The sequence below is a fragment of the Bacillus sp. B19-2 genome (assembly GCF_022832475.1).
GTDB lineage: Bacteria > Bacillota > Bacilli > Bacillales > Bacillaceae > Bacillus > Bacillus paralicheniformis.
Map to the genome: position 1 here is coordinate 1,096,667 of NZ_JALHKQ010000001.1, position 19,830 is coordinate 1,116,496.

At 47.9% G+C, this 19,830-nt stretch carries 17 protein-coding genes; 1 reads left to right on the forward strand and 16 read right to left on the reverse strand.

The features are described from left to right. Window positions 1–47: 47 nt before the first annotated feature. The 9 genes from MST20_RS05705 to MST20_RS05745 all read right to left on the reverse strand — a co-directional run bounded on the left by MST20_RS05705 (window position 48) and on the right by MST20_RS05745 (window position 8,553). Window positions 48–1,547, reverse strand: coding sequence for a glycosyltransferase family 4 protein (locus MST20_RS05705; RefSeq protein ID WP_243940679.1), 1,500 nt, complete (start codon window positions 1,545–1,547; stop codon window positions 48–50). Window positions 1,548–1,678: 131 nt separating this feature from the next. Continuing rightward, on the reverse strand, window positions 1,679–3,151 hold the full coding sequence (dacB, locus tag MST20_RS05710; protein ID WP_243940680.1) for a D-alanyl-D-alanine carboxypeptidase/D-alanyl-D-alanine endopeptidase: 1,473 nt from the start codon (window positions 3,149–3,151) through the stop codon (window positions 1,679–1,681). Window positions 3,152–3,213: 62 nt separating this feature from the next. Next, entirely contained in the window at window positions 3,214–3,930 is a 717-nt protein-coding gene (locus MST20_RS05715) for an ABC transporter permease (RefSeq protein WP_243940682.1), read from the reverse strand. Then, on the reverse strand, window positions 3,927–4,637 hold the full coding sequence (locus MST20_RS05720) for a fluoroquinolone export ABC transporter permease subunit (protein WP_243940684.1): 711 nt from the start codon (window positions 4,635–4,637) through the stop codon (window positions 3,927–3,929). The genes MST20_RS05715 and MST20_RS05720 overlap by 4 nt, the downstream gene beginning before the upstream one ends. Then, entirely contained in the window at window positions 4,634–5,488 is an 855-nt protein-coding gene (locus tag MST20_RS05725) for an ABC transporter ATP-binding protein (RefSeq protein ID WP_243940686.1), read from the reverse strand. Before MST20_RS05725 ends, MST20_RS05720 begins: the two co-directional genes overlap by 4 nt. Beyond that, window positions 5,481–6,086 carry a TetR/AcrR family transcriptional regulator gene (locus tag MST20_RS05730; RefSeq protein ID WP_243940688.1) on the reverse strand — a complete coding sequence of 202 codons (606 nt, stop codon included), beginning with the start codon at window positions 6,084–6,086 and terminating at the stop codon, window positions 5,481–5,483. Before MST20_RS05730 ends, MST20_RS05725 begins: the two co-directional genes overlap by 8 nt. 186 nt (window positions 6,087–6,272) lie before the next feature. Beyond that, window positions 6,273–7,451: an NAD(P)/FAD-dependent oxidoreductase gene (locus tag MST20_RS05735; RefSeq protein WP_243940690.1), complete on the reverse strand. Its 1,179-nt coding sequence runs from the start codon at window positions 7,449–7,451 to the stop codon at window positions 6,273–6,275. Between the two features lie 36 nt (window positions 7,452–7,487). Then, window positions 7,488–7,922, reverse strand: coding sequence for a helical membrane plugin domain-containing protein (locus MST20_RS05740; RefSeq protein WP_243940692.1), 435 nt, complete (start codon window positions 7,920–7,922; stop codon window positions 7,488–7,490). A gap of 400 nt (window positions 7,923–8,322) precedes the next feature. Next, a complete protein-coding gene (locus MST20_RS05745; RefSeq protein WP_145651984.1) occupies window positions 8,323–8,553 on the reverse strand; it encodes an excisionase family DNA-binding protein in 231 nt (76 codons plus the stop codon). 92 nt (window positions 8,554–8,645) lie between these two features. Here MST20_RS05745 and MST20_RS05750 point away from each other — a divergent pair, with 92 nt between their 5' ends. After that, on the forward strand, window positions 8,646–8,870 hold the full coding sequence (locus MST20_RS05750) for a hypothetical protein (RefSeq protein WP_243940694.1): 225 nt from the start codon (window positions 8,646–8,648) through the stop codon (window positions 8,868–8,870). 81 nt (window positions 8,871–8,951) lie between these two features. Here the strand turns inward: MST20_RS05750 and MST20_RS05755 are convergent, their stop codons facing one another. The 7 genes from MST20_RS05755 to MST20_RS05785 all read right to left on the reverse strand — a co-directional run bounded on the left by MST20_RS05755 (window position 8,952) and on the right by MST20_RS05785 (window position 19,830). Continuing rightward, on the reverse strand, window positions 8,952–10,904 hold the full coding sequence (locus MST20_RS05755) for an AMP-binding protein (RefSeq protein WP_243940696.1): 1,953 nt from the start codon (window positions 10,902–10,904) through the stop codon (window positions 8,952–8,954). A gap of 30 nt (window positions 10,905–10,934) precedes the next feature. Then, a complete protein-coding gene (locus MST20_RS05760) occupies window positions 10,935–12,464 on the reverse strand; it encodes an acyl-CoA carboxylase subunit beta (RefSeq protein WP_243940698.1) in 1,530 nt (509 codons plus the stop codon). A gap of 20 nt (window positions 12,465–12,484) precedes the next feature. Continuing rightward, window positions 12,485–13,267: an enoyl-CoA hydratase gene (locus MST20_RS05765; RefSeq protein WP_243940700.1), complete on the reverse strand. Its 783-nt coding sequence runs from the start codon at window positions 13,265–13,267 to the stop codon at window positions 12,485–12,487. 21 nt (window positions 13,268–13,288) lie between these two features. Then, entirely contained in the window at window positions 13,289–14,200 is a 912-nt protein-coding gene (locus MST20_RS05770; protein WP_243940702.1) for a hydroxymethylglutaryl-CoA lyase, read from the reverse strand. A 17-nt stretch (window positions 14,201–14,217) separates the two neighbouring features. After that, complete coding sequence (locus MST20_RS05775) at window positions 14,218–14,430, reverse strand: acetyl-CoA carboxylase biotin carboxyl carrier protein subunit (RefSeq protein WP_003182452.1); 213 nt, start codon at window positions 14,428–14,430, stop codon at window positions 14,218–14,220. A 17-nt stretch (window positions 14,431–14,447) separates the two neighbouring features. Then, window positions 14,448–15,788: an acetyl-CoA carboxylase biotin carboxylase subunit gene (locus MST20_RS05780; RefSeq protein ID WP_243940704.1), complete on the reverse strand. Its 1,341-nt coding sequence runs from the start codon at window positions 15,786–15,788 to the stop codon at window positions 14,448–14,450. A 238-nt stretch (window positions 15,789–16,026) separates the two neighbouring features. Beyond that, entirely contained in the window at window positions 16,027–19,830 is a 3,804-nt protein-coding gene (locus MST20_RS05785; RefSeq protein WP_243940706.1) for a non-ribosomal peptide synthetase, read from the reverse strand.

Below are 19,830 nucleotides of genomic sequence, written 5' to 3' on the forward strand. Positions count from 1 at the left end.
ATATAAAAAACCGGCTAAAAAGCCGGTTTGCGCAGAAGTATTTATCATCAGCCGAGGGATACGAACTGATTGCCGAATGCTTCGATGGTGCTTTTCAAGACGTAGCGGCCTCGGGGGAGCTGGTGAAATTCATAGCACCCTTTCGAATCGACCGCTTTTGTCTGCAGTAAAACGCCTGACATATCATAAGCATGAATGTAATGTTCCTCTTTTTCAAGTTGGCTTTTGAGGTGTTGCGGGATTTCCCCGGCTATCGTGTACTCCGCTTCTGACCTTTTCTTTTCACCGATTTGTTCGAGGATTTCCAGGTCCAGCCCCTGTTCTTTTCGATGACTTTTGCAGGACCCCACTGCGCGTTTTTGTGTCTCGAATGTTTGATACAGGTTTTCGATCGACCTCATGTGAAAGCTGATATCCCAATGTTTCATAGCTTTTTGAAACGCTTGGCGGCCCAATTTTTTCCGGGTCTTGTCATCGTCAAGCAGCAGGCGCAGCTTTTCAGCAAGCGCTTCGCTGTCTGCCGGGGGAACAAGCAATCCGTCCGCACCGTCGTCAATGATTTCTTTTACCCCGCCTACGTTTGCCGCCAGCACAGGTTTTGCGGAGAACTGCCCTTCCAGGATGACGAGCGGAAATGTATCGTGAAGCGACGGCAAAACAATGACATCACTAATATTCATTAAGTCGGGTATATCTTTTCGCTTTCCGAGAAAAGAGACCGCCGACGCGATACCGAGCTTTTCGGACAGGCTTTGCAGAGTTTCGAGCTCCGGACCCTCGCCTGCGAGAAGGCAGTGAAAATCATCCCTTTCGCACCGCAGTTTATAAAGCGCTTCGATCAAGTAGCGGTGTCCTTTCACCGGAACGAGCCGCGCCGGACAGAGAATGATCTTTTTTCCTTGATGCCGGCGGCTTTTTGGGAGATGACTTTTCTTTTCGATAAAAGGTGTTTTTACAATTCCATACGGGATGACTCGGATGTTCGAAGGCGTCACACCAATTTGAATCAGCTCGTGTTTCAGCCATTCGCACGGAACGGCCACAACGTCTCCGGACATTGCTCCCAAACATTCTTCGATTTTCATGTATTGTTGTTCCTGGCCGCTTTTCTCGCCATATTCCCCGGTAATCTTTGCTTCGTGATATTTAAAGTTATGGAGGGAAACGATTAAAGGCGTGTGCTGAGGTTTGGAACGGGCCAGTGCTCTTGCCGTCATAAAATCGTGGCAGTGGATCAAGTCATACTTTTCTAGATCAAACTGTTTAACAGCTTGTTCCAAACTGTAGCGCTCCATTTCACGCCAATATATCCACAGGGGATATTTTGCGGTGTAAGCCGTTTGAAGACGGTATATCAGCTCATGTTTTAATCGGTGTTTATCGGCCGGCTGCTGATCGGCGACCTGAATGTTGAGCCATCGGGTATCGTGCGACATTAAATCGACAGAATGCCCTTTTCCTTCTAAGCTTTTTCGAAGGATATCAATATAGGTAGAAGGGCCGTTTGTATGTGGAGAGTATCGATAATAAGCCAGCAAAATGTTCATATATTTCCCCCTGCCTGCTGTTAAACTTATAGAAATCTCTTAGCATTATATGGCCGCAGCTGAAAAAAGTACGAAGTGAATGGAGAGCCTTTTCAATAAAGAAAACCCATTGCCTGTCGCAATGGGAGATGTCATGAAGAAGCTAATATTTGAACGATTTTGTCTTCAATATCCTTTCCTTTCTCATCATCCGCGAGCTGATTGAGAAGAATGGAGAAAATCAATGTCTTGCCGCTTGCAGTATCGATATAGCCCGACAATGTACTGACGGTTGAAAGAGAACCTGTTTTCGCTCTGACTCTGCCTTTTAGAGCCGGGTCTTTCAGCCGGTTTCTTAATGTGCCGCCGACCATTCTGTCGCTTTCTCCCGCAACCGGGAGTGAACGGGCAAACGACGGAAACCATTTCTCCTCTTGAACGGAATACAATAGCTTTGTGATCTGGTCGGCAGAAATCAAATTGATATGCGAGATGCCTGAGCCGTCTCTGAGAACGAGCTTTTCTGTGTCCATTCCAAATCCCTGCAGTTCTTTATTTAACACTTCCAGACCTTGATCCCAGCTTCCTTCACGACTCGCGGCCCTTCCCATTTCCTTGATCAGTGTTTCGCCATGGCCGTTGTTGCTGAGCTTCATAAAGGGGATCATCAGCTCTGAAAGCGGCATGGATTGATGTGAGGTGATGCGGCGCGCTTTTTTTGGTACTTTGCCGGTTTTAGTCTCTCCCAGGATTCGAATACCTTGTTGCTGTAAAGCCTGTTTAAATAAATCGAGTGCATATTCTGACGGCTCCCAAACCGCAACCCATTGTCTGACCCTTGAAGCGCCTTGTGGAATCGTCCCTTTGATTTGGATGGTATTTCCGCCGTGTTCCCTTTTAATCGTAATCTCTTTTTTTCCGTCTGCGGCAACGGTTTTGGCATTGTTTTCGATTTTGACATGGTTCGTTTGCGGGGTGAGCGATACAGCCGGTTTTTTTCCGGTTTTGCCGTCAGGATTCACGTCAATGATGACTGTTCCGGCATCATAGTCTTCATTTGGCGAAGCCGTTAAAGCCGAGATTTGCGCTCCGTAGTATGCGTCTTCATCGCTCCAGGAAAGGTCTTGAGAGTAGCGGACATCATCATACCAGGAATCATCGCCGACCAAGTCTCCCCGGATGACTGTGATCCCTTGTTTTCGGAGTGCTTCGGCCATTTGCTGAAAATCCGCTTTCAAAAGCGTCGGATCGCCTTTTCCTTTGATATAAAGGCTGCCTTTGAGTGTGCTACCGGCTCGCGCGCCGTCTGTCACCACCTCTGTGGGAAAGGTATAGTCCTCGCCCAAGACGGAAAAGGCAGCTGCTGCCGTTAAAAGCTTCAGATTGGATGCCGGCCTCATCCGTGTATCGTTCATATGGCCGTATATCAATTTCCCGCTTTCTGCGGATCTGACGCTGATGCCTGCGAGTGCACCTTTTAAATCAGGTTCGGTCTTTAACAGCTGATCGATTTGCCCTTTGAGGCCGCCGCCTTTTTCCCCGGCGGCCAAGCCGTCTATGCTGCCGGCCAACGTCAATATAAAGATCATGATCATACACAGACAAAGCTTCATATTTTTCTTCATAGAATATCCCGCCTCCCGCTGATGTTTTAATACTTTATTGCAAAACGCGGCGGGATATACTCCTATTGGTCGGTTTTCACCAAAAACCTCCGGTATAAAAGCAGCAGTATCATGACATGCAGCACAACTCCGATGAATCCGAAAACGAGAACAAGCCCTTCGTGAGAAGTTCCTGCCAAGTACGTTTTCGCTGTCCAGTAGGTCGGTGTGAAAACGCCGAGAAGCTGCCACGGCAAAGGAATAAAATAAACCGCGGCCGGCATAAGAGTGAGCAGGCTGAACCCTTTCATTAAAGCAAGCCCTTCCACTTTGTTCGAAGCATAAGCGGCTAAAAGCAGCGTGTAAATCGGGGCTTGAAGCGTCACCATAATCAGGACGAACAAAAGGTACACAGAGCCGGGCGCCATTAAACCTCCGGATGCAAACAGCAAAATGCTGTAGCAAAAAGTGAGCGCCATCGGCAGGATGAGGCGGATCATGACATATCCGCGCTTCGACAAGGGTGTCACGGCAAAATACTGAATCATATTTTCGTCGCGCTCATCAAGCAGGATAAACCCCGACATGATGCCGAGAATCAGGGGGGTGAACAGCATGGCAAAGCTCATGATCAAATGACGGTATGGGGTGATATTGAATGCCGTCATTTCCGCTGACAAAGGAATGCCTGCTGCCGTCACAACGATGAGCAGAAAAGGCGCCAGACCGTAAAAAGCGAGCATTGAATCACGCCTGATCTGTTTCATATCTCCGCGTACCAGCTGAATGATTTTCATCATCGTGTATCACCTCCGCCAAGCTTTAATGTGATGAACGTTTGCAGTGAATGCCTCGCCCACAAATACGCGGCTCCATTCCACAACAAAAGAGTGGAAATCGCGTAGATGAGCTCCCACTGCTGAAGGCCGGTAAACGCGGAACCTAACAGCATTAATGAGGCCTTTGACGGCAGAGCGTAAAACAGCGGGCTGCTCCAAATGCCCGCTGTTTCAAACAAAGGCAGAACGAACACAAAGGTGCTCAAAGAAGACAAAAAGAAAAATCCGTTTAACGTTTCGCACCGCACCGCCAAACCTAAGCCGATCATCGTGAAGAAAAATGAAGTGAACAGCACGCCGCAAGCGAACAAACCGGAATTTGTTCCATAGCCGAACACGCTGCTGTGGATGAACATGCTCGATCCGAGAGACAAAACGGACAAGGATGCCGTTTTGGAAAGAATATACTCACTTGCACTTAGCGGCGTGACAAACAGGCTGTCATGGATGTTTTGCCCTTTCTCCAGTAAAACAAGACCCCCGATGAAGAAAAACCCCAGGAAGCTCGGGTCTGAAAATGTCAAGGCAATGTTGGCCGCCTCCCTGTAATCAGCCGGAAGAAACAGCAATACGGCGATATACACCGCGCTGATCAGCAAATAGGCATAATAAAAACCGTGCTTGAACTGAAGTTTGATATCATGGGAAATCGCTGACAAGATCCTCAACTTAAACGCCTCCCTGTCACATCGATAAATATGTCTTCAAGCGACGCTTCTTGGGAATGGATGGTTTCCACAGGGTGCTCTTTGATCAAGTTCAAAAATTCCGGGCTGCTGCCGATCTGATCAAGGTCGAATTGAGCGGTTTCCAGCTGCCTGCGGTTGCGGTATTCCACTTTTACGTGCCTTTTTCCTTTTTGCACTTTCAAGGCGCGCGGAGAATCAATCAAAGCCACCCTGCCGTCAACGATGAAAGCGACGCGGTCGCAGATTTCTTCAGCTGTCTGCATGTGGTGCGTGGTGATCAGGATCGTCTTCCCTTCCGCCTTTTTTTTCAGGATAAGCTGTTTTAATGTTTTGGCATGCACGGGATCGAGCCCTGAGGTCGGTTCGTCTAGAAATAAAAGATCAGGCTGATTGATCAGGGCTCTCAAAAAATTCAGCCTCATTTTCATGCCTTTTGAGTAAGCGGATACCTTTGTCCGGCCGTACTCTTCAAGCCCCGTTAAAGCGAGCAGCGTTTCCGGCTCCTCGGTTTCAGATGCATACAAAGAACGGAACAAATTTAAGTTTTCCAGCGCAGTTAATCGTTGATAAAAATTCGGAAATTCAAAAGCGACGCCGATTTTCTCATAAAAGGAGCTGTCGGCTTGATTCAATTCTTTTCCCATCACAGAAACCCGGCCTTCATATTGCTTTAAAATACCGATTAATATTTTTTGAATCGTGCTTTTTCCGGCGCCGGAAGGGCCGAGAAATCCAAAAACTTCACCCTTTTGAATGGAAAAGTCGATTCCTTTCAATACGGGCGTTTTTTGTCCGGGGTATGTGAAGCGAAGCCCGCTGACTTCAATCATGAGCTGCATCCTCCTTGGCCGAAAGTCCCTGTCCGATCAATTCGATAAGCAAATCCATCGTTTCGTCGTAGCGGTCTTCCCCAATGTTTGTTTTTTGAAAGGATAAAAGAACAATAGCGCGAATCACGCTGATAATCGTCTCCGGTTTTTTTCTGACAAGCCAGCCTTTTTCCTGGCCCATTTCAATTAAAGGCTTGAAAAAATCTTCGTCGCTGGCGAAGTGCGCCTGCAGCTTTTCTTCAGGGAGTTTGCGGAAGAGTGTCTCAAGTAAGTTGTCATCGTAAACTTGGCGAATATACGGGTTATCTTCCATCACCGCCAATGCTTCACGCAAAAACTGTGCAAATGTTTTCCCGCTTTCAGAAAATAAGGCTTCAAGCTGGGCGCGGATCTTTTTTTCTTCCTGCTGCAAAATCTCAAAATATAGCTCCTCTTTCGAGTCGAAAAATGTATAAAATGAGCCTTGGGCAATTCCGGCCGAGGCTGTCAGCTCTCCGACGCTCGTTTTTTTCAATCCAAGCTGCGCAAAAAGCTCCCTTCCGCTTTGTACTAAAGCTGAACGGATCGCTTCCTTTTCTTTTTCGGTAAATTTCGGCATGTCAGTCTCTCCTTGTTTTATAAACATATGAATATTTTTATTTTATATTCATATAATGCGCTGCGTCCCTCTTTTTGTCAATAGATTTTGGTTCAAATTTACCACAATATTTTCATTTGCCCGTCAAATTTAAAGCAAAAAAAAGCACCACTTATAGTTTAAACTATAAGTAGCGCTTCATTTCCATTAATAAGCCAGGCTGAACAGACCTTTAATATGGCTCAGGTAGCGGACGTTGCTCGCTTCTTTCATCAATGAAGCAGGCAGGCCTTTAAGAGATGTGCTGTTCGCGCCGATAACGGCAACTGCGTCTTTGCGGCCAAGGCTTGCAAGCGTGCCTGAGTTGACAGGGCTGAACGTTTCCATTGATTTGTTTTCTAAGTATGCATACAGGTTGTAGCCGATCAGCTCGCCCATTTGCCAAGCGATTTGAGCTGTCGGAGGGTACGGACGGCCATCCGGACCGAAGACAACGGCGCTGTCTCCTGCAACAAATACGTCTTCATGTGATGTGGATTGAAGGAAATCGTTTACAGTTGCGCGTCCGCGGTTGACTTCAAGACCTGATTCGCCGATCAGCGGATTGCCTTGAACACCGCCGGTCCAGACAAATGTATTTGTGACGATTTTTTGCCCGTCTTTCAAATCAACAACGTTTCCTTCTACATTTGTGACAGGCAGTCCTGTCAAGAATTCAACGCCGCGTTTTTCAAGGCTCTTTGTCGCACGTTCGATCAGCTCATCCGGAAGAACCGGCAGGATTTTCGGACCGGCTTCAACAAGCTTCAGCTTGATTTCTTTCGGATCGACACCGTAGCTTCTCGCAAGGTTCGGCATGATATCGGCGAGTTCACCGACAAGCTCGACGCCTGTTAGTCCGCCGCCGCCGATTAAGATCGTAGCATCCGCTTCATTTTTCGTTTTCGCGTATTCGCGCACGCGCTCTTCAACATGCTTGAAGATTTTGTTTGCATCGTTTGCAGATTTGAGCACCATGCTGTTTTCTGCAAGTCCCGGAATGCCGAAGTAAGCAGTGACAGAACCAAGACCGACGACAAGCGCGTCATACGTCAGGGTAGAGCCGTCAGAAAGAGCGACTTCTTTTTTGTCAACTGAGAAAGTGCTGACTTTGGCGATTTTAAGATCGATGTCTTTTCCTTTGAAAAGCTTTGCAAGCGGCATCGCAATGGCCTGTTCTGACACGTTGCCCGCAGCAAGACGGTGCAGTTCTGTGATGATTTGATGTGTCGGGTATTGGTTAACCACTGTGACTTTTGCTTCTTCTTTTGTGTAGTGTTTGCGAACTGTTAAAGCAGACAGTAATCCGCCGTAACCAGCGCCTAAAATGACGATATGTTTTGACATCGTGAATCCTCCGTCCTTATTCTGAATGTATAGTGATTATTTTTGTTTTTCGCGTTCTGACATGATTTGCAGGTAGCTTTGAACAAAGCGGAACAGCTTTTGGGCCTGCGGATCTTTAAGCATTTTCAGCAAACCGAAAAGTCCGATGACTTCATTGCTTTCGTCAGCGCGGTCTTTTGCTTCAATGGCGGTAGCCGCGAGTTCTTTTGCCGTATCTTTGACAGGCTCAAGAATTTCTGTAATGGCACCGACCGTATCATTTTTTAATACTTCATCAGTTGCAACGGATTGTGCGAAATCGTAAGACTTTGTCAAAATGTTGACCAGTTCTGTCAGCTTTGGAAGCTGGTCGACTAAAGTAGTCAAAGACTCCTGTACTTCAGGTTTTAGCAGTTGATCGATAAGATCGCGTTGGCTTTGGCTTACAGATTCGTTTGTTTGATCAGCTGTTTGATCGATTGTTTCCGGCATAACCAATTCTCCTTTTCAATAAGCGATGTGCTGTTTTTTGAAGGAACCCCTTTTTTCATAGTTTGTGAATTTGTGCACAAACAAGTCCGCAAAAAGGTTCTCCCCTTTTGTGTTTGTATTGCTGTTTTCAGTCTGGAATTCCCGAAAACCCGCAATCTCAAAACACGCTGTATTTTTCACTACTAAATGATAACACTTTTTGAACAAAAAATGAACGTGATTGTTTCGGAAATGAAATAAAATCATAGAAAACTTTATATATAGGGCTTCTTTCATCCCTTTCATTTCCTATATTGTGTCTTTTTTTACGAAATGCCCCGTTCACACGTCATGATAGAGTCGTGCGAACATTTCATAGAATCGTATCTAGTTTACATAATGAAATTATCGTTCTCTCTGGTTAATCTTCATCTTTAACATCCGGATCTTCGGGGATGGGTTCGTTCAGAACGGATTCCGCCCACGCTTTATACTTTTCCATCTGTTCCATGTGGGTATTGAATTGTTCTTTGTTAATTAAATGCTGCTGTCCGTCGAAGACGGTGCGGATTTTCTTTTCTCTCACAAGCTGTTCAACATATGCTTCTGAAAGCGTTAAATATTCTGCGGTTTCCTTTATCGTCAAGTACATGTTTTGCTTCCTCTCGTTTTGATTTAGGCGAACGTTGCGATTTTAGGATCATACGATAAGATATATCAGTTAAGATGATGGAGGCCTATTCTATGTATTCAAAATGGAATTCTCAAAAGTTTTATCCGCCTTCAGCCCCGCAAATGCACACCGGCCAATCTTCTCAGCAGATGAATCAAAGGCTGAAAAATCTCGAAGATCAAATGGAATTGCTGGTCAAACTCATGGAATGCAACAATAAGCTGCTGCGTTCAATTGAAGAGCAGCAGAATCGCGTCTGCACGGCAGGCGGCGGTTCGGTCATCGTCAGAATGTGAGTTTTGATCATTCGAACTTCTTCAAAATAAAAAGAGGAAGGACGTGTCCTTCTTCTTAGTCTGCAAGCCTTATCCAGTATACTACAGATTTTTTTGCGCTGAAAGGCCGGCAATTTCATCGTATGTTTCACGGTTTTCCAATGTTGACAAATCGCCTGCCGGCTCGTTCAAATAGGCAGCTCTGATCAGCCGTCTCATCACTTTTGCATTTCTCGTCTTCGGCAAACCGCTGACAAAGTAAACCGCTTTTGGCTTGATCGCTTTACCGATCGCATCAGCGGCGAGGTTCAGCAAATCATCTTTTAGTTTTTCCGACGGCTTTTCCGACTGTGTGAGGACGACGAAGCAGACGGCAGCCTGACCTTTGAGCTTATCCGGAACGCCGATAACGCCTGCTTCCGCCACCGCCGGATGGCCGACAAGTACGGACTCTATTTCGGCGGGACCGATCCTTTTCCCGGCAGTATTGATCACATCATCAGAACGTCCGCTGATCGTCCAGTACCCGTTTTCATCCCGTTTTGCCCAGTCGCCGTGCACCCAGACGTCAGTCCAGCGGCTCCAATATGCTTTTTCATATCTGGACGGCTCCTTCCAAAAACCGTTCGTCATGCCGACCCACGGCTTTGTCAGGACAAGCTCCCCGACTTCATTGACGACTTCCTCCCCTTTTTCATTGAAGACATTGGCCGCCATGCCGGGCAGAGGCGAATTAAACGTCATCGGCGTGATCGGCCGGAGGAGCACATTGCCCAAAATGCCGCCTGAAATTTCCGTTCCTCCTGAATAATTAAAGATAGGAATTCGTTCTTTTCCGGCATGGCGGAAAAGCCATATCCACGGTTCATAATTCCATGGTTCGCCCGTTGAGCCGATTGCCTTCAGACTGCTCAGGTCGCTTTGATGGAGAAAATCTTCGCCGTGCTGCATCAGCGAGCGAATGAGTGTCGGAGAGACGCCGAGATGTGTCACCCGATGTCTGCTGACAAGCTCCCACAGCCGATCCGGGGCCGGGAAGTCCGGTGCTCCGTCATACAGCAAAACTGCCGCTCCGTTGATGAGACCCCCGAATATTAAAAACGGTCCCATCATCCAGCCCATGTCTGTAAACCAGAAAAACGTGTCCCCTTGTTTGACATCCATCCCGAAGCCCGCATCAAATGCAGCTTTCAGCGGAAAACCGGCGTGGGTATGAACCGCTCCCTTCGGCTGTCCTGTCGTGCCCGATGTGTAAAGCAGCATGAGCGGATCTGAACTGTCCATTTCTTCTGTAATCTGGAGAGGATCGCTTTTCATCAATTCATTCCAGTCTATATCTCTCTTATGATTCCAATCTTGTTCGCCATCGTGAAGCCGGCAGACGACAATTTTTTGGACAGTGGGGGCAAGGTCTGCTGCTTTGTCAGCTTCTTTCTTCATACAGACCTTCTTTCCCCTTCGCAAAAAGGCATCTGCTGTGACAAGAATTTTTGCTCCGGCAGCGCTGAGTCTTGCGGCTGCCGCATGAGCGCCGTAGCCTGAAAAAACCGGTGAGAATACCGCGCCGATTTTAGCGGCGGCGAGCATGGCGATGACCGTTTGCGGGATCATCGGCATGTATATCGCAATGACATCCCCTTTTGATATGCCTTGTTTTTTAAAGCCTGCCGCCGCACGGGCGACTTTTTGATGTAAAGAAGAATAGGTGATCCGTTCTGTTTTTCCGTCTTCACTTTCCCAGATGAGAGCCGTCCTGCCGGCCGTATCAGGCTGTCGGGACCATTTTTCCACGGCGCTGCAAACGGCATTTAAGCGTCCGCCGGAAAACCATTTCGGCCATTTTATGCCTTTATCGAGATTCAATGTTTGGCTGTACCGCTTGTACCAGCTGATGCCGAGCGCTTTTTCGGCTTCTTCCCAGAACCAGGCGATATCGTCTGTACTTGCTTTCAAAAAATCATCATAGTCGGAAAAACCGAGAGCTGTCATCCATTGAAACAGCCGGGTCGTTTTTACAAATTCCGGATCAGGCAGCCAAACCGCTTTTTCGGCCATACCGTTTCCCCCTTTTCGTTTCATTGGCCTTTAGACGGGATAAACAGGATGCTTCCGTTCCGTAAATATCATGGATTTGGTCATATATGCATTCAGCCGTTTGATGAGTTCCGTACGAAGCGAATCGGCCGGAATGATCCCGTCGACAATCATTTCTGAAGCAAGCCGGTAAATGTCTATGTCTTTTTGGTATTCATCCCGTTTTTCGGCGATGAAGGCGGACCGCTCTTCTTCAGGCAATTGTGCGATTTTTTTGGCATAAACGGCATTTACCGCTGCTTCCGGCCCCATCACGGCAATCTGAGCCGTAGGCAGCGCCAGACAGCAGTCAGGCTCAAAGGCCGGTCCAGCCATCGCATACAAGCCTGCGCCATAAGCTTTCCTGACGATGACGGATATTTTCGGCACGGTTGCTTCGGCCATCGCTGAGATCATTTTCGCACCGTGTCTGATAATTCCCGCCCTCTCCACTTTCGTTCCGATCATAAAGCCGGGGATATCAGCCAGAAACAGCAGCGGGATATGATAGGCATCACACAAATTGATAAACTTTGCAGCTTTGTCTGCCGAATCGTGAAACAACACACCGCCTTTAACCCGAGGCTGATTGGCGATGATGCCGACAGGCTGCCCGTGAATCCTTGCCAAGCCGGTAATCAGCTCTGGCGCGAACAATTTTTTGATCTCATAAAAAGATGCTTCATCAATGATCCGATCGATTAAATCCATCATTTGAAACGGTGCGTTTTGGTTTTTCGGAATGATCTCCTCCAATGACCGGTCAAACGGACGGGCGGGTTTCGCTTCAATGACAGGCGCTTTCTCGGTGTAGTTCGGCGGAAAGTAGGAAAGATATTGGCGCGCCGACTTGATCGCATCTTCTTCCGTTTCAGCAAGAATGTCTCCGCAGCCTGAAACAGAACAGTGCATTCGCGCGCCGCCCATTTCTTCAAGCGACACTTTTTCGCCGATCACCATTTCCGCCATGCGCGGTGAGCCTAAATACATCGAGGCATTACCTTCGACCATGATGACGATATCGCAAAAAGCCGGTATGTAGGCGCCGCCTGCCGCTGAAGGCCCGAATAAAAGACAGATTTGCGGGATGCGTCCGGATAATTTGACTTGCTGATAAAAAATCCGCCCTGCTCCTCTTCGCCCCGGAAACATGTCAACTTGATCCGTAATCCTTGCGCCTGCCGAATCGACCAAATAAAGAAGCGGACAATTCAGCTTTTCGGCTGTTTCTTGGATGCGGATGATTTTTTCGACGGTTCTCGCTCCCCATGATCCTGCTTTAACCGTTGAATCATTAGCCATGACGCAAACGGTTCGGCCGCCGATTTTTCCGATTCCCGTGACGACTCCGTCTGCCGGAAGCCCGTCAGCCATGCAATTTGCAAAAAACGCGTCCTCAAGGTCGAGGCCTTCATCAAGCAGCAGCTTTAATCGGTCTCTGACAAATAATTTTCCTTTTTTCTCATTGGATTCATGGTATTTTTGCGCTCCGCCTTCCTGAATCCGGCGGACGCGTTCATACAATTCCTTTTCGGCCGGCATCGGCTGTCCCCCCGTTCGTTTTATTCTCCCGTATAATACGGCTTCCGCTTTTCTGTAAAAGCTTTCAGCCCCTCTGTTCTGTCTTTCGTCGGAATCGTCAGTTCATAAGCTTTTTGTTCAATCGCGAGTCCAGTTTCGATATCTGTCTCAAGCCCTTGATTGATAGCGAACTTCGCCTGTCTGACGGCCACCGGTCCGTTCGCTGCGATGTTCGCTGCGATACTTTCGGCCGTTTCCTTTAACTTTTGAAGCGGAACGACATGTTCAACTAGGCTGATCTTTTGCGCTTCTTCGGCGCTGATGCGGCAGCCGGTATAGATCATTTCTTTTGCCTTTCCCCTGCCGATTAAGCGGGGCAGCCGCTGTGTTCCCCCTGCCCCGGGAATGATCGCAAGCGTTGTTTCGGGGAGACCGAGTTCAATATGTTCGGCTGCGATCCTGATGTCGCACGCCAATGCAAGCTCCAGCCCTCCTCCCAAAGCGCTTCCGTTTAATGAAGCGATGACGGGCTGCGGCAGTTTTTCCGTCTCGCTGACCACTTGTTGAATCATGGAAACGGCCTGCTTCACTTCTGTGGGGCTCATGCGGGCTCTCTCCTTTAAATCAGCACCTGCACAAAACGTCCTGTCCCCTGTTCCCGTTATAATGACACAGCGGATGGCCGGGTTTGAACGGATATCGCGAAGGATATGCTGAAGGTCGTCGAGAAGTCCGAGCGAGAGGGCATTTGCAGCCTGCGGTCTGTTCAACGTCAACACGGCGACCGCCTGCTCGTTGATGGAATAAAGAACATTGGGCTCCATTCGGTCTTCCTCCTCCTCAATCTATGAAAAGAAATTCTTTGATTTCGCCGCCTGCAAATTTCGGCTTGGCAGCTCTCTTCCGGTTTTGTCTTCGATCCATTTGGCAGCTGAAAGCAGCTTACTGAGATCAACTCCGGTTTCGATGCCCATCTGGGCGCACATGTAAATCAAATCATCAGTTGCCGCATTTCCCGTGGCTCCCGGTGCATAAGGACAGCCGCCCAGCCCGCCGCATGATGCGTCAAATACGGTGATTCCCATATCCATCGCTGCGATCATGTTGGCGAGCGCCATCCCTCTCGTATCATGAAAATGAAGGGCGATATTCTCTTTTGGAAAGCGTTTTAAAAGTACGTCAAGCACTCTTTGAACTTGTACGGGATTTGCTGCGCCGATCGTATCTCCGAGAGAAAGTTCGTCGATCCCCATGTCGAACAGCGCTTCAGAGATGCGTATGATTTGCTCCAATGGAACGTGATGCTCATAAGGACAGCCAAATACGGTGGACAAGTAGGCTCTGGCGGTGAGGCCTGCTTGTTTCGCTGCCCCGGTGACTTCCTGTAAGACGGGAAGCGTTTCTCCGATCGATTTGTTAATATTTTTCCGGTTGTGTGTCTCGCTTGCCGACATGAAAACAGAAGCTTCATCGATCCCCCCTTCGAGAGCCCGTTCCAGCCCTTTTCGGTTCGGAATGAGGGCTGCGTAGGTGACGCCCGGCTTCCGGTTAATGCCTTTGGCGACGTCAAGGGCATCAGACAGTGCAGGAATCCACTTAGGATGGACGAATGAAGTGATTTCGATATATGAAAGCCCTGTTTGGGAAAGCATGTCGATCCAGGTGATTTTATCGGCTGTCGAGAGTGCGGTTTCTTCATTTTGCAGACCGTCGCGCGGCCCGACTTCTTTAATGAAAATTTTCTTCGGTACGTTCATTTGCTATCCTCCAGACCTTATTGAAGCTCCAATAAGACGTCTCCTTCATCGGCAAAATCACCTTCGTTTTTTCTGACGGTTTTGACGGTGCCGGCCGTTTCGGCGACAATCGGAATCTCCATTTTCATCGATTCTAAAATGGCGACTTCCTGCCCCTTTTCGATTTTGTCTCCTGCCTTCACTAATATTTTCCATACGTTTCCCGCCATATTGGTGACAACAGTATTCATGGCACGCCTCCTTGATTTCATTTTGACTGATAGCGACTGATAAAATCGGTTTGGACCCCGCCTTTTCGGAATTCGCCAGAACGTACGATGTCTTCAAGCAGCGGAATGTTTGTTTTAATGCCTTTCACTTGATATTGTGAGAGCGCTTCGGCCAATGTGCGGATAGCTTCATCTCTGCTATTTCCTTTGACGATCATCTTGGCGATCATCGGATCGTAATACGGGGTAATGTTCATACCTGGGGCTGCTGCGCATTCATGACGGACATTCGGGTGCTCAGGCAGCTTAAGGTCAGTGATCCGTCCCGGCGAAGGGAAAAATGTTTTCGGATCTTCGGCACAGATTCTGACTTCGATCGCATGTCCGTCCCGCCGAATGTCTTTTTGCTTATACGGAAGCGCTTTTCCTGCTGCGATATTGAGCTGTTCTTCGACAATGTCGAGCCCTGTAATTTCCTCTGTCACCGGGTGTTCGACCTGCAGGCGGGTATTCATCTCGAGAAAATAAAAATGATTCTTGCTGTCTACTAAAAACTCGATTGTCCCGGCGTTGGCATAGCCGATCGACAGCGCGGCTTTCACGGCCGCTTCACCGAGCTTCGCGCGCATGTTTTCATCGAATAACGGAGCAGGTGCTTCTTCGATGATTTTTTGCTGGCGTCTCTGAATCGAACAGTCCCGTTCCCAAAGATAGACGGCATTTCCGTATTCGTCTGTTAAAATCTGAATCTCGATATGTCTTGCATCTTCGATATATTTCTCAATGTACATAGCCCCGTCTCCGAAAAAATCGGCGGCTCGTTTTTGGCTGCCTTCATATGCTTTTGCTAATTCGCTTTCATTGCGGATCAGCTGCATTCCGATGCCTCCGCCTCCAAGAGAAGCCTTGAGCATCACGGGATAGCCGATGGATTCGGCAAGAGCCTTGGCTTCATTCAGACCGGCCAAGCTTTTTGTCACGCCGGGAACGACGGGAATCCCGGCTTGTTCCATCGCTTGTCTCGCTTCAATTTTGCTTCCCATTTTGGCGATCACATCAGGCGGCGGACCGATAAACGTGATATTTTCCTGCAGGCATCTTTCGGCAAAACGGCTGTTCTCGGAAAGCAGGCCGTATCCCGGGTGGATGGCACAGACCCCCGCTTTTTTAGCGGTTTCGATGATTTTTTCGATATTTAAATAGCTTTCACTGACCCGCGGTTTGCCGATCAGCCAGGCTTCATCTGCAGCTTTAACATGCAGGGACTCCGCATCCGCTTCAGAGTAGACGGCGGTTGTCTGAATCCCGAGCCGTTTACAAGTTCGAATGATCCGAAGTGCGATTTCGCCGCGATTGGCGATAAGCAATTTTTGAAACAAAAAAATGCCCCCTTTCATATTCAAAAGTGTCTGAAATGGAATTTGAAAGCGTCTTCATTTATTCATTGTGCGAATTTGAAAGTGAAGTAGCTTATCCTGTTTCCTGCCATAGGTTCAGCCGGGTCTTGTCTGTTCTTTACAGCTTATGATGATTTGAAAGAAAAAAGTCCTAAAGCTGAAGAAATCGCTTTAGAACTCTCAATGTTTTGGCTCAGGCCTGTTGGTGTTTGGACGGCTTTTACCGGGAATGCTCTGCATGTTTGCCGCTGTTTGTGAGGATATGTTGAATGATCTCGGCGTTTTTTGACAGAAAGGCAGTTTCGAACATATCCTGATGCGGCCCGGCTCCTTTATACTCTTGATAGTTTCTTGTTGTGGCGTCAGCCCATTTTTGCAATATGAACCTGTCGATTTGCTCCGTCTGAATGCCGGCTTCAATAAAGTGGATGTTTGCGTTGATTTGGCCGCTATTGATTAATTGCGCCCAATACTTTTGATAGTTTGCCGTCTTTTTGATGACTGCTTCCCTTAGGTGAGCGGGAACATTTTCTGCCGAGGCGCTGCTTGGCTGAGGCGGCAATGCTTGTTTCTTTTGATACGCATCGACAATAATGAGATCGCTGACCTCCAAACCGCGATTTTCCATTTCTTTGACAATCTCAAAAGCCGTGTTGCCTCCCGCTGAATATCCCAGCAGGATATAAGGGCCCCGAGGCTGTTTTTTGATGATGTTGTTGACGTAATGTTCCATACGGCTGTCTTCTTCAATAAAGTTAAATCCGTACACGGTCGCTATGCCGTTTAGCTTGGCAGCGAGATCTTTATAAAATATCCCGAAGCCCGAAATGGGAGGGAAGCAGAAAAGGTTCACTCCGGTCGGCGGATTCAGTCTGCTGACATGCTGTACGGCCGAGGCGCGCAGCTCATGTGAAAACAGCTTATCAGCCATTTGTTCAATTGTCGGATTCTCGAATAATAATTCAATCGGAATATCGATCCCCTGGCTGTTTTTCAGCTGGTGAATGACTTGAAGAGCCTTTAGCGAATGACCGCCAAGTTCAAAAAAGTCATCTTCAATACCGAGCTCCTTCACGCCAAGGATAGGTTTCCATATGTCAATCAGTTCTTTTTCGACCCAGTTTCTTGGCGGCACGATCTGTTTCAAAGCCGTTTTTTGCTCAGGTGCAGGCAGCGCGCGGCGGTCGATTTTGCCGTTTGCCGAAAGAGGCATGCGGTCCAGTTTAACCCAATCATGAGGAATCATATAGTCGGGAAGCTGCCTTGATAGTAATGAACGGATTGTTTTTTCTTCTGTTTGATCATCGCTTACATAGTATGCGATAAGGAACGCTTCTTCGTTTTTTTCTTTAATGATGACAGCCGCTTCTTGAACGCCTTCAATCTCGATGAGCCGCGCTTCTATTTCAGCCGGTTCTGTTCGTTTGCCGCGAATTTTGATTTGCCGGTCCATCCGGCTGATATATTCTAAGTTGCCGTCTGGCAGCCAGCGTGCCAGATCGCCGGTTTTGTACATTTTTTCACCTGGTTGAAACGGATGCTCTACAAATGCTTCACTCGTCAAATCAGGTCTGTGCAAATATCCTTTTGCAACCCCATCGCCGCCGACGCAAAGTTCGCCAGGAACGCCGATCGGCGCAAGCTGACCGCTCTCGTCAACAATAAAGGCATTTGAATTGCTGATCGGTTTTCCGATGGGAATCGCATGTGAAAAATCTTGCTTGACTTCATAAAATGTAGAGAATGTTGTATTTTCCGTCGGACCATATATGTTATAAAGCTTCAGGTTTGGGCACCGATGTCTGACCGTATTCATCAGTGCAGGCGTCAAAGCTTCCCCGCCGACATATAAAGTGGAGAGTCCTGAAAACATGTCCGGCTGGGCTTGTGCCAGCTGGTTAAAGAGAGCCGTTGTTAAAAACAGCACTGTAATATCATGGTGAAGCAAATAGCTGCCAAAACGGGCAGGAGTCAACATCGTCGAGCGGTCAATAACATGAAGACATGCTCCTTTCAGGAGCGCTCCGAATATTTCAAATGTGATGGCGTCAAAGCCGAGTGAACCGGTTAAGATTAATCGGTCATTTGTATCGGCTGATGTGTAATTGCTGTTTGAGATCAGTGATACGACATTGCGGTGTGAAATCATTACGCCCTTTGGTTTGCCTGTCGAACCTGACGTATACATGATATAAGCCAGATCATCCGGACGCGTATCTATGTTTATATTGCTGACAGGTGCCAATTGCGCTTCCTTGGATATCGACACTTTTTTCGGAAAATCAATGTCCGTCTTGAGTCCTTTCTGAACGGCCAATACGTCCGCTTCGCTTTCTTTCAGCATATAGCTGATTCGTTCAGGCGGCAGTTCGGCATCGAGCGGGAGATAGGCGCCGCCCGCTTTCAAAACGGCAAGAACTCCGATGATAAATTCAGGTGAATGCTCTGCTAAAATGCCGGCAATTCCGTTTTTCTTTAAGCCTTGTTCTTGGAAGATGCGGGCCCATGCAGTGGATGCTTGATCCAGCTCCCGGTATGTCATCGTCAAGCCGCCGGCATGTAATGCGATATGCTCCGGCGTTTTCTCTACTTGATTGGAAAACAAGTCGGCGATTGTTTTGTTCGTATCGTAATCCGTTTTTGTATCGTTGAATTCCCCGATGATCCGGGCTTTTTCGTCAGGCGCGATCATCGGCAGCCTGGAGGCGGGGATATCGGTGTCCTCCGCCGCTCTTCGCAGGGCTTCCAGCAGATGGCCCCTCACACAGTCAATCCATGATTCATCATAAACGTTTGCATTGTAAATGAACTTGATGACGAGTTCATCATCCGGCGCAATCATGAGGTTGAAGTTGTAGCCTGACTGCTCCGACACTTTTACATTTTCGATCTGAAGCGGTGATCCGGCGCGGTTTGCCGAGTCTTGCATTTGCTGCAAAGGGTAGTTTTCAAAAACGAAAATATGGTCAATAGCATTCTGTTTGAAAGCGATATGCGACTGAATGTCAGCCAATGGATAAAAGCTGAACATGTCTTGAGCGAGCCTTTCTTTTTGGGAGCGGCGAAGCAGCTCTGAAAAGGTTTCATTTTCGCTCTCGGTCTTGATTCGCACCGGCACAGTATTGATAAATAAACCGATGATCTTCTCAACGCCCGGAATCACGGAAGGACGGCCGGAAACGACAGAGCCGAAGACGACATCATCTGTCCGGTTATAGCGCTGAAGCATTAAGCCCCACACGGTTTGGATGAGCGTGGCGAGTGTGGCTCCATGCTGTTTGGCGATTGTTTTGAGTCTCGCCGTTAACTTTCGGTCTAATGAAAACATCAGCTCTTTCTGCCGATATCCCTTTTCCGCAGGTTTTGCAGACACTTTCGGAAGACCTGTTGGCGCATTGAAGTCTGTCAAGTAGTTCTTCCAATATTCCTTGGCTTTGTCTTTGTCCTGATCATACAACCAGGAAATATATGCGCTGTATGGCTGAACAGGATCTAAAGGCACAGATTCACCCGTATAGATGGATTTGTACAACTGCATAAATTCTTGCAGCACGATCCCGAGACACCAGCCGTCCATTAAGATGTGGTGATGGCTCCATACACACACGTGTTTTTCCGGCGCCGTTTTGAACAGAGAAATCCGCATCAGCATATCTTTTTGCAGATTGAAGCCTTTCCGCCGGTCCCGCTCTTTAAACTGGTTGATATATGCGGTTTGATCAGTCTCCGGCATTTCGGTCAAGTCTTCAGCATGCAACTGAAAGGATCGATCGCGTAAAACGACCTGGCGCGGCTCTTTCAGCCCGGCAACATGAGGCAAAAAAACCGTTCTGAAAATATCGTGGCGGTCGATGATCGATTGGACACTTTGTTGGAGCCAGTCTAAATGGAGCTGACCCCTTATTGTGAAGACGGACTGTTCAATATATGCGGTTCCTTCGTCTTGCAGGAAAGAATGAAAAAGCATTCCTTCCTGCATGTGGCTTAAAGGATAAATGTTTTGGATTTTTTGTGTATGATCCAT